The organism is Pseudomonas sp. LS_2 (assembly GCF_042709235.1).
Lineage (GTDB): Bacteria > Pseudomonadota > Gammaproteobacteria > Pseudomonadales > Pseudomonadaceae > Aquipseudomonas.
Genome location: NZ_JAVAYC010000001.1, coordinates 386759 through 400779 on the forward strand (window position 1 = coordinate 386759; position 14021 = coordinate 400779).

Consider the following 14021-nt stretch of genomic DNA (forward strand, 5'->3'; position numbering starts at 1 on the left):
AAGTGCGGGAAAGTGTATCAGCAGCACCGTCGGGCAGCGCAGTTTCAGGAGGCCGGTACCGAGCCTGAGCGCGCGGCACGCCTGCCTGCCCAGAACTGGATCAGCTCGCGCAGTTGCGAGAGCTCGACCGGCTTGGCCATGTGCCCATCCATGCCCGCCAACCGTGCACGTTCTTTGTGCTCGCTGAGAATATGCGCCGTCAATGCCACTACCGGCGTACGCAGGCGCTGATTGGCTGTTTCCCAGGCGCGCAGTTGCTGGGTGGCGGAGAAACCGTCGAGTATCGGCATTTCGCAGTCCATCAGCACCAGGTCGTAACGCTGGGCTTTCATCGCCTGCAAGGCTTCCTCGCCGTTGCTCGCGGTATCTGGCTCGAGGTTGAGCTTGCCGAGCATGCCACGAATCACCTTGGTGGAAATGCTGTTGTCTTCGGCCACCAGAATGCGGAAGTCCGTGGGCAGGTCCAGTGGCGGCGGTGTGCCGCCCAGGGCTAGGGTTTGCAACGGCTCGCGGCCGCGCTGGGCCAGCTCCTCGGCCAGGGTGGTCTTGAGCGTATAGCCCGCCACCGGCTTGGCCAGGATGCGCTTGACCCCGGCATTGCGGGCAATGACCTTGCTCGGCGCATTGCTGATACCGGTGAGCATGACCACCAGGATGTCGTGGTTCAGGCTGGGGTCTTCCTTGATCTTGGCGGCCAGTTGCATGCCGGTCATGCCTGGCATGTTCTGGTCGAGCAGCACGGCATCGAAGTAGTCACGCAGGTGCGCCTTGGTACGCAGCAAGGCCAAGGCTTCCTTGCCGGACGGTACTGCGCTGACATTCATGCCCCAGGCGCTGCATTGCTGCACCAGCACCTTGCGGCAGGTATCGTTGTCGTCCACCACCAGCACCCGTGCGTCGCGCAGCGGGCCGTCGAGGTCGGCTGCGGGCTGCTCCAGGCGCGAAGGGTCGAGCGGCAGCGTCAGCCACAGGGTGTTGCCCATGCTTGTACTGGTCTTGATACCGAACTCGCCGTGCATCAGGCCAATCAGTTGCTTGGCGATCACCAGCCCCAGGTGCCCACCGAGCTTGTTGCTGGAGAGGAAGTGATGGCTGTGCAGCTCGGCTTGCAGCAGGGCGTCGCGCTCGGCGGAAGGCATGGGCTCGCCACTGTCCTGCACGGCGACGCGCAGCCGCGGGGTGTCGCCGCGCTGGTCCAGGGCCACCACCAGCAGGATCTCCCCTTGCGCGGTGTTCTTCAGGGCGTTGTCCAGTAGGCTCGACAGCGCCTGGCGCAGGCGGGTGGGGTCGCCGCTGATCACCCGCGGTACCTGGGGCTGGGTGAAGCTGATGAGCTCGATATTCTGCTGCTCGGCCTTGGCCCGGAAGATGTTCAGGCAGTCCTCGATCAGGGCGTTGAGGTCGAACTGTACGTCGTCCAGCTCGATCTGCCGGGATTCGAGCTTGGAAATATCGAGGATCTCGTTGATCAGCGTGAGCAGCTCGTTGCCCGCACTGTGGATGGTTTGCACATAGTCGCGCTGCTTGACCGACAGGGGTGTACCGAGCAGCAGTTCGGTCATGCCCAGCACGCCATTCATCGGTGTACGTATTTCATGACTGATCTTGGCCAGGAACTCGGCCTTGGCGTTGATTTCCGCATCGCTGGCGGCCATGGCGCGGCTGGCCCGGGCGCTTTCGTCGGTGAGCTTGCGCAGACGCTCGCCGACCGCCAGGTTGAGCAGCAAGCCGCTGGCGACCGTCATGCCCAGCAGGATGCCCAGCAGCCATGGCGTGGGGGTGCGGGTCAGCCCCAGCAGCGCGGGCAGCAGCACCAGGCCGCCGAGGTTGAACACCAGCATGGCCAGCGTGAACAGGCGTGCTGGCGAGTAGCCCTTGTACCAGTGGTACGCGCTGACCAGCAGCATGCTGACGCTGCCCAGGGCCAGCAGGGCATAGGTGGTCAGGTTCAGCGGCAGGGTGTCGATGAACAGCAGCATCAGGCCGCTGATGCAGGCGATGAGCATCTCTGCCTGCAGCAGGCGATTCAGCCGCGGCGCGGGGCAGTGGCTGAAAAAGCGCTGGGTGAAGTACAGGCCTGAGAGCCCGGCCAAAACCAGCGTGAGGTAGGCGGCGGGGGTCTGCGCGCTGTGCCAGACCTGCCACCAGGGGCCGCTGAGGTTAAGCAGGATCAGCGCACTCAGCAGCATCAGGGCGTGGTACAGCGCCAGCACCAGGGTGGTGCCGGAGCGTGCATAGAGGACGCGGAACAGGTTGTGCAGTATCAGCATCGCCAGGCCGCCGAACAGCAGGCCGAACAGCAGTGGCTGGCGTTGGTCGATGGCCGCCATGGCCGCGCTTTCAAGGCTGATGGCCGGGCGCAGCTGGTGCTCGGAAACCAGGCGAACGTAGATATCCAGGGGTTGCCCGCTGTTCGGCAGCGGCAGCACATGGTCGCTGCCACGTAGGGTCGGGCTGGCGAGGCCGACTTGGCGCCCATGATGCAGTTGGCGCAGCAGCGTGTTGCCGTCCAGGGCATAGAGGTCCAGTTGCGACAGGTCGGGCGCGAAAATGCGCAACAGGCGTTCCTGGTCCGCCGGCTCGAGGCGGTAGTGCAGCCACAGGGCTTGGTTGGGCAAGGCGGCATCCAGCTCGTCGAGGGGGATCGGGCTGAACTGGTTGCGGTAGCGTTCGGAGCGTACGTCGGAGAGTTGCAGGCTGGCTTGTTCGTCGAGCAGAACCGACCAGCTCCCGCCAGGTTCGGCTGAAGCCGGGGCCAGGCAGAGCAGGGTCAGCAGGCTGACGAACAGGGCTATGGCAATCCGAAGCCGACGCACGACGAGATCCTTTCTTGGCTGAGGTGCCGGATTACAACTATGCGCGGCGCGCGAAGACGAAGGCAAGGCCCTTGGAGGGCCTTGTCGACGAGCCGAAGGCCGTGCGCCAGGGCGGCACGACGTTTCGGTTGTAGCTTAGTGCTTGACTTCACCGCGCTCGCGGGCAATGGCCCGGTAGCCGATGTCTGTACGGTAGAAGCTGCCTTCCCAGCTCACTTCCTTGGCCAGCCGGTAGGCCTGCTGTTGCGCAGCCTCGACGGTATCGCCCAGGGCCGTGGCGCAGAGTACGCGGCCACCTGCGGTGACGACCTGACCGTCCTTGAGCGTGGTACCGGCGTGGAATACCTTGCCTTCCAGCTTGGCGGCAGCCTCCAGGCCGCTGATCGCAGCGCCCTTGGCGTAGTCGCCAGGGTAGCCGCCAGCGGCCAGCACCACGCCCAGGCTCGGCCGTGGGTTCCACTGGGCTTCGATCTTGTCCAGGGCCTTGGCCAATGCCGCTTCCACCAGCAGCACCAGGCTCGATTCCAGGCGCAGCATGACTGGCTGGGTCTCCGGGTCGCCGAAGCGGCAGTTGAACTCGATGACCTTGGGGTTGCCCGCCTTGTCGATCATCAGGCCTGCGTACAGGAAGCCGGTATAGACATTGCCTTCTGCGGCCATGCCGCGCACGGTCGGCCAGATAACCTGGTCCATCACGCGCTGGTGCACCTCGGCGGTGACCACCGGGGCAGGGGAGTAGGCACCCATGCCGCCAGTGTTCGGGCCAGTGTCGGCATCGCCGACGCGCTTGTGGTCCTGGCTGGTGGCCATTGGCAGTACGTTGTGGCCGTCTACCATGACGATGAAGCTGGCTTCTTCGCCATCGAGGAACTCTTCGATCACTACGCGCGAGCCTGCGTCGCCGAAGGCGTTGCCTGCGAGCATGTCACGCACGGCATCTTCGGCTTCCTGCAGGGTCATGGCGACGATCACGCCTTTGCCCGCGGCCAGGCCGTCGGCCTTGATCACGATCGGCGCGCCCTTTTCCTTCAGGTAGGCCAGGGCCGGTTCGATCTCGGTGAAGTTCTGGTAGTCGGCGGTCGGAATCTTGTGGCGGGCCAGGAAGTCCTTGGTGAAGGCCTTGGAACCTTCCAGCTGGGCTGCACCTTTGGTCGGACCAAAGCAGTCCAGGCCACGGCTGCGGAACAGGTCGACGACGCCTGCGACCAGCGGCGCCTCAGGGCCGACGATGGTCATCTGCACGTTCTGCTCGGCGAAATCGGCCAGTTGCTCCAGGGCCAGCACGTCGATGGCGACGTTCTCGCACTTGGCTTCGGTGGCGGTGCCGGCGTTGCCGGGGGCGACGAAGACTTTCTCGACGCGGGGGTCCTGGGCGACTTTCCAGGCCAGGGCGTGTTCACGGCCACCGCTGCCGATGATCAAAACTTTCATTTCAAAACCTCTGTCTAGCGGTGATCCCCGACCCTGTGGGAGCGGGTTTACCCGCGAATGCGGCGGTGAATCCAGCATCGCATTCGCGGGTAAACCCGCTCCCACAGGGGCCGGCGATCAGCCTGTCATCTGATTAATGGCGGAAGTGGCGCATACCGGTGAACACCATCGCAATGCCGGCTTCGTCGGCAGCAGCGATGACTTCGGCATCGCGCATCGAACCGCCTGGCTGGATCACCGCGCTGATACCCACTTTAGCCGCGTTGTCGATGCCGTCACGGAACGGGAAGAACGCGTCCGATGCCATGACCGCACCCTGCACCTGCAAGCCAGCATGCTCGGCCTTGATTGCAGCGATGCGCGCGGAGTTGACGCGGCTCATCTGGCCGGCGCCGACGCCGATGGTCTGGCGGTTCTTGGCGTAGACGATGGCGTTGGACTTGACGAACTTGGCCACTTTCCAGGCGAACACCAGGTCGTGGATCTCCTGCTCGGTCGGCGCGCGCTTGGTCACCACCTTCAGGTCGTCGGCGGCGATCATGCCGATGTCGCGGCTCTGCACCAGCAGGCCACCGTTGACGCGCTTGAAGTCCCAGCCGGCAGCACGCTCGGCAGGCCATTCGCCACACTCCAGCAAGCGCACATTCTGCTTGGCAGCCACCACGTCACGGGCGGCCTGGGAGATTTTCGGGGCGATGATCACTTCGACGAACTGGCGCTCGACGATGGCCTTGGCGGTTTCGCCATCGAGCTCGCGGTTGAAGGCGATGATGCCGCCGAAGGCCGATTCGGTGTCGGTGGCGTAGGCCAGGTCGTAGGCCTTGCGGATGCCCCCCTCGTCTTCAGGCACGACAGCTACGCCGCACGGGTTGGCATGCTTGACGATGACGCAGGCCGGCTTGACGAAGCTCTTCACGCACTCCAGCGCAGCGTCGGTGTCGGCCACGTTGTTGAACGACAGTTCCTTGCCTTGCAACTGGATGGCAGTGGAGATGCTCGCTTCACCCTTCTTCGCTTCCACATAGAACGCCGCGCTCTGGTGCGGGTTCTCGCCATAGCGCATTTCCTGGGCCTTGACGAACTGGCTGTTGAAGGTGCGCGGGAATTCGCTGCGGCCCTCGGTGGACAGGGTGTCCTGGGCCTGGTCGATGCTGCCCATGTAGTTGGCGATCATGCCGTCGTAGGCGGCCGTGTGTTCGAAGGCCTTGAGCATCAGGTCGAAGCGCTGGGCATAGGTCAGGCCGCCAGCCTTGAGGCCTTCGACGATACCCGCGTAGTCGCTGGCGTTGACCACGATGGCGACGTCCTTGTGGTTCTTGGCTGCCGAGCGAACCATGGTCGGGCCGCCGATATCGATGTTCTCGATGGCGGTCGGAAGGTCACAGCCTGGCTTGGAAATGGTGGCCTCGAACGGGTACAGGTTGACCGCTACCAGGTCGATCGGCTTGATGCCGTGCTCGTTCATGATGGCGTCATCGGTGCCGCGACGACCGAGGATACCGCCGTGGATCTTCGGGTGCAGGGTCTTGACCCGGCCGTCCATCATTTCGGCGAAGCCGGTGTAGTCGGCCACTTCCACCGCGTTCACGCCGTTGTCCTTGAGCAGCTTGTAGGTGCCGCCGGTGGACAGGATCTCGACACCGAGCTGTTGCAGCTCACGGGCGAATTCGAGGATACCGGTCTTGTCGGAGACGCTGATCAGGGCGCGGCGGATCGGCAGGCGGGTAGTCTGGTCGGTCATTTCGGATTCCATAACGCGGTGGAGTCAGCAAAAAAGGCGCCTCTTTGACGAGCCGCCTTTTCTGATTGGGATTCTGGCTTTACAACAGGTCGTACTGCTTGAGCTTCTTGCGCAGGGTGCCGCGGTTGAGCCCGAGCATCTCGCTGGCCTTGGTCTGGTTGCCCTTGACGTAGTTCATCACGCTTTCGAGCAGTGGCGCCTCGACCTCCGAGAGCACCAGGTTGTACACGTCCGTGACGGTCGCGCCTTCGAGGTGGGCGAAGTAGTTGTGCAGCGCTTTCTCGACGCTGTCGCGAAGGGTCTGGCCCTCTTCGCTCGGCGTGTTGAGGTGCTGTTTGAGGTTGGCGTTGTCGCTCACGGGCGTTGTTCCACTCACTAATGTCTCGGTCATCATCGTCATGCGGCCACCCCTTGTCCGTCCTCTGTCTCAAGGCTCTCTGTACGTTCGGCGAAATACGCTCGAACGTTGGCGCACTGCGCTTGGGTATCTTCCAAGGCATTGAACCGGGCGCGAAACTCCCTGCCGCCCGGGCGTGTAGCCAGGTACCAACCTACGTGCTTGCGGGCGATACGTACGCCCATCACGTCGCCATAGAAGGCATGCAGCGCGGCCAGGTGCTCCAGCAAAATACGTTCAACTTCCGCAAGCCCAGGGGCTGGCAGGTGTTCACCGGTACGCAGGTAATGCTCGACCTCGCGGAAGATCCACGGTCGCCCTTGGGCGGCGCGGCCTATCAGCAGGCCGTCGGCGCCGGTGGCGTCGAGCACCGCGCGGGCTTTTTCCGGCGAGGTGATGTCGCCGTTGGCGAACACCGGGATCGACACCGCCTGCTTGATCGCGGCGATGGTGTCGTACTCGGCTTCACCGGTGTACAGGTCGGCGCGTGTGCGGCCATGTACCGCAAGCGCCCGGATTCCTGCCTGTTCGGCGATCTTCGCCACCTCCAGGCCATTCTTGCTCGTCCGGTCCCAGCCGGTACGGATCTTCAGGGTCACCGGGACCTCCACTGCGCCGACCACGGCGTGGAGGATCTCGCTGACCAAGGCTTCATCTCTCAATAAAGCAGAGCCTGCGGCCTTGTTGCAGACTTTTTTTGCCGGGCAGCCCATGTTGATGTCGATGATCTGCGCGCCGGCCTCGACGTTGGCCCTGGCCGCGGCTGCCATCATCTGCGCATCACCCCCGGCGATCTGCACCGAGCGTGGCTCGGGATCACCTTCGTGGATGCGGCGCAGGCTCGACTTGCGGCTGTTCCACAGGCTCATGTCGCTGGTCACCATTTCCGACACCACCATGCCCGCCCCCAGGGCGTTGCAAAGCGTGCGGAAAGGTTGGTCCGTGACCCCGGCCATGGGCGCGAGGATCAGGTTGTTCCGCAGTATGTATGGGCCGATGCGTACCGCCGACATAGGTGTTCCCTGTTGTGGGGCCGGATCATGGGAGTTCGAAAAAGGGTTGGCATCATACCCGCTCTCGGTGACCGGATAAAGATGGAGCTGGATAAAATCTGAACAGTTACGGCGTTATGACATTTAGGTTGGTGATGTCATTACAACCACTGCATAGCCCGGAAAATCGAGTCCTACACCGGTCGTATCGCGCTGCCGGAGTTACTCCGGGGAGCGGAAGCTCAGGCTGTAGTTCACCGCCTTCGGCCCTGGGTCGAGGATGTCCAGGGCGATGTGAATCGGTGTCTGGCTGGGCATTTCTCCGCGCCCGGCCAGTTCCCCGGAAAGGTACTCGCTGGGCTTGAAGCGTCGGCTGGCGATCAGCTGGCCGTTAAGGTCGGCGAAACGCAGCTCCAGCAGTGGGAAGGGCTGCGAGAACGGCGCGCGGTTGTAGAGAATGGCGTCGACGATCAGCGCACCCTTGAAGTCCGGGTGGCTGCGCACCACCAGGTTGCTGCTCTTGATCCGTGCGATGTCGACCCGTGTAGGCACCTGGCAGCCGACCAGCGGGCACACTTGCTGGAACAGCGGGCGGTAGTTGTCGTGGCGGGCCATTTCGTCGAAGTGGTACCAGATGTACTGGAAGGCCAGAAGCGCGGTGGCCAACAACGTCAATACGCCCCACAGCAGGCGCATGCCCCAGTTCGCCGCAGGTTTTTCCCAGCCCAGTTGCAGCGGGTCGTCTACCACGTCGACCAGCGGCTCCTTGCGTGCACGCGTGGGCTTGGTGGCCAGTACCGGTTCCAGGCGCTCGCCTGGGGCTGGTTCGTGCTCGTCATCGTCATCGCGGGTCGAGACGCGCACGGCGGCGGGCTCGTCATCGATTGCCGAAAAGCCTTTCGGTACGAGCGGCTCATCGTCGACTTCGGCGGAGGATTTGGCGAGCGCTTGCGCTGGAGGCTCGACAGCCGCCTTGCGCACCGGCGGTTCTTCGTCGTCCAGGTCCAGGGCTCGGCCCAGGGTGGGTTCGGTGCGTGATTCGGCGGCTGGCTGAAGGTCGAGGGCTTCCTGCTCGACTGGCGCCTGCGCCAGCGGCGGGTGAGTTTCGGGTTCGAGCTGATGATCGCCGTCGTTGGCCGTGCCGAAAGGCTTATCGTCATGCTCCTCGCTGTGGTGCTCGTCGCGGCGGGCCTGCAAGGTGTCAGCATCGCCCTTGGCCTGACGCTCGGGTTGCGCCCCGCGACGCTCCAGGAGCGCCAGCTCCTGGTCGAGGTCCAGCTCATCCAGCGCCTGGGTGGTGCTGGCCCAGTCGTCCTGGCTTGGCGGCAAGGGGGCAACCTCAGGGGCCTTCACCGGTACTACTGGCGGCGCCACCACTGCTGGGGGCTCGACGGCAGAAGGTGGCGCTGTCACGGGCACCAGGGGTTGTGTCGCGGCGTTGGCCGCCTGGCTCTGCTCCAGCAATTGGCGCGCCGCATTGAACACCTGCAGGCATTGGCCGCAGCGCACCACGCCGCGCGCCACACTCAGTTGGTGGTGAGTGACGCGAAAGCTGGTCTGGCAATGCGGGCACTGGGTGACGAAACTGTCGGTCATGCGGCGTTCCGAAGGGCTTGGCAGAAGTTGAGTCTAGGTCTACTCAGCGGCGGCGACCACTGATCCGTACCCAGCCATCGCGTACGACGATCGGGTCCAGGTCGAAGTCCGCAGCATAGGCTGCGGCCACTTCCTCGCCCTGCTCGGCGAGGATGCCCGACAGTGCCAGCAGGCCACCAGGACGCACCAGGCCGGACAGCTGCGGGGCCAGCGACACCAGCGGGCCGGCCAGGATGTTGGCGACCAGCACGTCGGCCTGCATGGCCGGCATCTGCTCGGGCAGGTACAGGGCGAACGTCTCGTCGGCGATACCATTGCGCTGGGCGTTGTCGCGGGAGGCTTCCAGGGCCTGCACGTCGATGTCGGTGCCGACCGCCTCGCGGGCGCCCAGCAGCAAAGCGGCGATGGCCAGGATGCCCGAGCCGCAGCCGAAGTCCAGTACCTGGGTGCCTTGCAGTGCCTGGCCGTCGAGCCATTCCAGGCACAGGGCGGTGGTGGGGTGGGTGCCGGTGCCGAATGCCAGGCCTGGGTCGAGCAGCAGGTTCACTGCATCTTTCTCAGGCGCCTCGTGCCAGCTCGGCACGATCCACAGGCGGCGGCCGAAACGCATGGGCTGGAAGTTGTCCATCCAGCTGCGCTCCCAGTCCTGGTCCTCGATCACTTCGGCCTGGTGCTCGGGTAGCTCGCTGCCGGTCAGCAGGCGCAGGTGGGCGAAGACCTGCTCGGGGTCGGTATCGGCCTCGAACAGCGCCAACAGGTGGGTGTGCGACCACAGCGGGGTGGTGTTCAGGTCCGGCTCGAAGATCGGCTGGTCTTCTGCATCCATGAAGGTCACCGAGACGGCGCCTACTTCCAGCAGGGCATCTTCGTAGGTTTCGGCTTGTTCCGGGCTGATGGCCAGGCGTACTTGCAGCCAGGGCATGGCGGGCACCTTTGAGAAATCGACAGGGGCAGCCACAGGCTGCGCAAAGGGCGCAGTTTACGTCAGGCGGGCGGCAATGTGGAGCGGCCCCGGCGCCAGGCCTGCCTGGCCAGCAGCATTTACCGCAAGCGCGCCGCTCGGTCCGGCCATCCTGCATGCCCTTTTCAGGAGGAGCCCGCTATGAATCAACAGACCGAACCCACGCCGCCCAGGGAAACAGACACCCAGTTGCTCGAGCGCTTGACCCAATGGGGAGAAGCGCTCGGCAAGCGGCTCGCAACCCAGCCGCGCTGGTTCGAACAGTTGGAGGAGCACCTGTTAATCGAACTGAATAGCCAATTGCCCGGCGAGGCCTTTGTAGACGGCTTTGCCGATGCACTGCTCGACATCGTGCTGCAGTGCCGTATCCAGGGGGCGTTGGGGCCCTACGAGCCGCCTACCGATGAGTTGGCAATGTGGTACACGTCGACCGCCGATACGGTGCTCGCGCAACGTCGGACCGTTCTGGTTCAAGTGGTGGAGGCGATGAGCGGCAGGCTGGCCTGCGTCTACACCGACGCCTTGCAACCCCATTGGTCGAAGGATCCGGAGGGGGTAGCGGATGTCGCCGGCTATCGCCGTCGGCTACAGACGCGTCTCGACAGTCACAAGGCCGAGTGCGAAGCACTGTTCGGCAGTGCAGAACTGGCGGGGCAGACCCCACAAGGGCTGCGTGCGCGCATGGAGGACCTCGAGCACTCCTGGCGCACACAGGTGCTGCTGCGAGCACTGGCCAGCGACTCGGAGCTCGAACGCCTCGATCGGCTGGCCAAGCCGCTCGAACCTGATTGGATGAAGGGCCTGTCGCAGGCGCAATGGGACGCACTGAAGGCCACCCAGGCGCGTCTGGAGGATGCTGTTCATGTGCACAACCTACTGATGGATGGCGTCGCTACGCTCAGGGAGCATGCCGGCAAGCGTGCGCAGCAATACCTGTGGCAACAGACCGGCCATCGCATGCACCCCGAGCAGATCTTGATCCACCGGCGCTTTCCCGAAGGTTATGCAACGCATAGCGATACCGTAAGCCTTGCAGCGCTGGTAGCGGCCGGGCCGGTCAACGTGGCCGGTTTCTACGAGATCCATCGGGAGGACGCCCCGCAACGTTATGCCCATGCACTGTCACCCGCCCTTGTCGAAGAATTGCTCGCAGCGATCGATGCACCATCGGACTACCTCCAGGCGCTGACTACCCGCTATGGCAGCGACGAGCTCGAGGAGGCGATGAAAGAGGAGTACGAGGCCCGGTTGCAGCACAGCCTGCTGATTGGCAGGTACGCCGGGCATGTCGGGGACGCCTTGGCCGATCAGGTCAAGGCTGCCGCAGGTGGCGAGGCCGGAGCCTTGCACGTGCGAACCCTGGGGCTGCAACCCGGTAGCCACTGGTGTGACTTGCTGTTGTTCTACCGTGAAAGCCCAAGCAAGGAGATCGATAGGCTCGTGCTCTATGCCCCTGACAAGCCGGACGGGCAGGAATGGGTCGAACTCAACAGCCTGCGTGCCGTCACCGAGGAAATAGTAGGCTGGCTCGAGAATGAAGCAGGCCGCCAGTACCTGTCGCAGCTTACGCCCCATGCGTTGCTGGAGTACGCCACAGGGCAGTACGCCAAGCTGGCGCTGAAAGTCGGTAGTTGGGATCGAAGCCTGGAACTGCGCGGGCTGCCGGCAGGTTATGGCGATTGCTCCAGGGACCTTGTGCACGCGCGTCAGAACCGTCACCTGGGCGATGTCCAGCGACGAGACTCACCCGACTGGTACCGTAACCTGACGACAGCCGGGCGCAGGCTTCAAAACACCGAACGGCAGAAGGCCAGCCTCTTCGAGAAAGCCTTCGAGCGCCAACTGGATGACTATGAGCCTTACCTGGCGTTCGTTCGACGCACGGTAGCCGAGCGCATCAGGCCTTACCTGCGCAGTGTCGGGGTTACCGAGGAGGTAGACCCGGAAACGGTGCTGATCGACTACCACGAGGACAGTGCGGGGTTGGTCAAAGGCACCATGACATTGCTCGACATGGCGCTCCATGGATACAGCGACACCTCAGGTATCGATGACCCCAGGCGTGGCGTGCGCTCGTCGGCTGGGCAAAACCTGGAAGCAGTCCGTAGCGCCCCTTTGGCAATCTACGCGCGCTCGGCGTACCTGGGGCAGCAATATGTCGAGACGATGGCGGCGAGGTACCTGGACGAGAGCGCCGATACCTACAGCGCTCGCAGACGCGCCTTCAACAGAATGCTGGTGGCGATGCTCGATCGCGACCTGCGCCAGGGGCTGGGGCAACAACATCTGGACCTGGAGGATCATTCGACGCTGACCCGCCTGGTCACCGAGGCATCGCAGTGGACGGCCACGCCTGCCAGGCCGGAGGGTTCCGAAAGCGTCGCGCGGACTGACGGCATCTTTCGCCTGACCCTGGATGCCAAGCCCATTCTCGGCGTGTATGTGTTCAGGGTGTTCAAGGATGGCCGAGCTAAGGATTGGTTGTACACCCCCGACTCCCCTGACCAACGGTTGCTACGCCCCTACGCTGACCTGCGTGGCGATACAGCGGTTGTGTTGCACGACTATCTGGTGGGGCGCGCCACGCAGGCCACGCGGGTGTCAGCGAGCGCTTTGCTGGTCAGGCTCGCGGCGCAGCAGGCGCATCCCGATTCACTGCGAGAAGGGCAGCGCGTGAGGAGACTGGTGGATGAATTCAATACCTACGTGCAGCACGGCTTGGATGAAGTCAGCCAGGTCAGTACGACGCGCAGGCAACTGATCGAGGCGCATGTGCTGAAGGGCTTGTTCCTCTGCGCGTTGCCGCTGGCGCTGGTCTGTGCACCCTTTGCGTTGCTGATGGATGCGGCGTTCCTCGCCGCAGGTATGCATGCCGCGATCGTCGCCCATGCCAAGGGCGATACGAACAAGGCCCTGATGGGCTGGTTGCAGGCGTCGTGGGCGGTGCTTGGCGTGGTGCTGGTGGGGCGCTCGGCCGTGGCAGGGCTGCGCAGTGTAGCGGGGGGCAGGGAGGTCGCGGGGGGCAAGGCGGTCAGGCTGGAGGCCCTAGGGATGAACAGGCGCTGGGCACTGGAGCACCCACCGGCAGGGCTGGTGGGTGATGGCACGGAAGGCGTTTGGAAGGGGACGCAGGTCGCTGCCGATGGCAGGCACTACGTGCGCTACCGTGGGCGTTACTACCGCCTGGAGCATCGCAGCGGCGAGGATTTCCTGCGTGTGGTCAATTCCCAGCGTCCCGATGCCATGTACAAGCTGCCCGTACAGGTGACTTCCGATGGCGGTTTGCGTCCGGTCTTGCCGGGGTTGCGCGGGGGCAACCGAATGGAAGATGCAGGCTATGCAGGTTCGCTCGAGCACGTGGTTCCCGGCCTGGACCGGCCAGAGCTTACGCGCGGCGCACTCCAGGGTGAGTATGTGTGCGCGCAATTTCTGGAAGGCGCCCAAGCGAACTACCTCTATACGCTCAATCTTCAATCCTGCGTTGGCGTAGCGCTTTATAACCCGGTAAGCCGCATGGGCGCGGTGCTGCACATCGACCACAAGGTCGCCAACTACATCAGGCCTCTTATCAACGGGGCCGTGGAGCGCTTGCGAGCGAGCGGCCCTGAGGGCGAGATCACGGCGGTAATGGTGGGGGGCGATTGGCTGTTGAGCAGCAACATAGGCAAACCGGTAAGGGCGTTGCTGAGTCGCAACGGCCTTGTGCCCACTTGGCGGCACTGGTCCTATTCTTCCTTCCTGGGCGCCAATACCTACGGCATGACACTGGACTTGCAGACCGGTATCACGCGGGCCTACCTGACGCCAGCAGGGTTCGCCGAGCGGCTCTACAACGGTCTCCATGGCAGGCTGCAGCGCCTGTACGGCAACGAGGTCGGCCCTGGGGCCGAGCTGGATGGAATATCGCGCAGGATGCTGCGGTTCATGAACCGAGTGGCCCCTGGCGAAGTCCGCAGGGTGCTGCCTCGTGCGCCAGCCGACAGCGGTGACCCCAAGGCGTTCGCCCTGGTGGACTTCACCCGGTCATCGAACTGAAAAAAGAAAAACCCCGGCACCAGGCCGTAATGCTGTTCACTTAAGCGGAGCG

Annotated in this window: 8 protein-coding genes; 1 reads left to right on the forward strand and 7 read right to left on the reverse strand. The window is 64.0% G+C overall.

Features of this window, described 5'->3' with window-relative positions; all coding sequences use genetic code 11:
• Positions 1-44: 44 nt before the first annotated feature.
• The 7 genes from RAC97_RS01775 to prmA all read right to left on the reverse strand — a co-directional run bounded on the left by RAC97_RS01775 (position 45) and on the right by prmA (position 9895).
• Complete coding sequence (locus RAC97_RS01775) at positions 45-2816, reverse strand: response regulator (RefSeq protein WP_375098749.1); 2772 nt, start codon at positions 2814-2816, stop codon at positions 45-47.
• Positions 2817-2951: 135 nt separating this feature from the next.
• Positions 2952-4247: a phosphoribosylamine--glycine ligase gene (purD, locus tag RAC97_RS01780; protein WP_375098748.1), complete on the reverse strand. Its 1296-nt coding sequence runs from the start codon at positions 4245-4247 to the stop codon at positions 2952-2954.
• 133 nt (positions 4248-4380) lie between these two features.
• Positions 4381-5988, reverse strand: coding sequence for a bifunctional phosphoribosylaminoimidazolecarboxamide formyltransferase/IMP cyclohydrolase (gene purH / locus RAC97_RS01785; RefSeq protein WP_375098747.1), 1608 nt, complete (start codon positions 5986-5988; stop codon positions 4381-4383).
• Between the two features lie 79 nt (positions 5989-6067).
• Positions 6068-6388, reverse strand: a complete 321-nt coding sequence (gene fis, locus RAC97_RS01790) for a DNA-binding transcriptional regulator Fis (protein WP_008093076.1) — start codon at positions 6386-6388, stop codon at positions 6068-6070.
• Positions 6385-7398 (reverse strand): tRNA dihydrouridine synthase DusB, encoded by a 1014-nt coding sequence (dusB, locus tag RAC97_RS01795; RefSeq protein ID WP_375098746.1) that lies wholly within the window; start codon positions 7396-7398, stop codon positions 6385-6387. Before dusB ends, fis begins: the two co-directional genes overlap by 4 nt.
• A gap of 201 nt (positions 7399-7599) precedes the next feature.
• Positions 7600-8973, reverse strand: a complete 1374-nt coding sequence (locus RAC97_RS01800; protein ID WP_375098745.1) for a DUF3426 domain-containing protein — start codon at positions 8971-8973, stop codon at positions 7600-7602.
• A 43-nt stretch (positions 8974-9016) separates the two neighbouring features.
• Entirely contained in the window at positions 9017-9895 is an 879-nt protein-coding gene (gene prmA / locus RAC97_RS01805) for a 50S ribosomal protein L11 methyltransferase (RefSeq protein ID WP_375098744.1), read from the reverse strand.
• Between the two features lie 180 nt (positions 9896-10075).
• Between prmA and RAC97_RS01810 the strand changes: the two genes are divergently transcribed.
• The gene (locus RAC97_RS01810) at positions 10076-13969 is read left to right on the forward strand and encodes a hypothetical protein (protein WP_379671400.1); all 3894 of its coding nucleotides are present in this window, start codon (positions 10076-10078) and stop codon (positions 13967-13969) included.
• The last annotated feature ends 52 nt before the right edge of the window (positions 13970-14021 follow it).

What these genes read in the sequence shown, in the direction of transcription:
- purD (WP_375098748.1), bottom strand. Translation starts at nt 4,247, where the DNA reads ATGAAAGTTTTGATCATCGGCAGCGGTGGCCGTGAACACGCCCTGGCC.
- purH (WP_375098747.1), bottom strand. Translation starts at nt 5,988, where the DNA reads ATGACCGACCAGACTACCCGCCTGCCGATCCGCCGCGCCCTGATCAGC.
- fis (WP_008093076.1), bottom strand. Translation starts at nt 6,388, where the DNA reads ATGACGATGATGACCGAGACATTAGTGAGTGGAACAACGCCCGTGAGC.
- dusB (WP_375098746.1), bottom strand. Translation starts at nt 7,398, where the DNA reads ATGTCGGCGGTACGCATCGGCCCATACATACTGCGGAACAACCTGATC.
- RAC97_RS01800 (WP_375098745.1), bottom strand. Translation starts at nt 8,973, where the DNA reads ATGACCGACAGTTTCGTCACCCAGTGCCCGCATTGCCAGACCAGCTTT.
- prmA (WP_375098744.1), bottom strand. Translation starts at nt 9,895, where the DNA reads ATGCCCTGGCTGCAAGTACGCCTGGCCATCAGCCCGGAACAAGCCGAA.
- RAC97_RS01810 (WP_379671400.1), top strand. Translation starts at nt 10,076, where the DNA reads ATGAATCAACAGACCGAACCCACGCCGCCCAGGGAAACAGACACCCAG.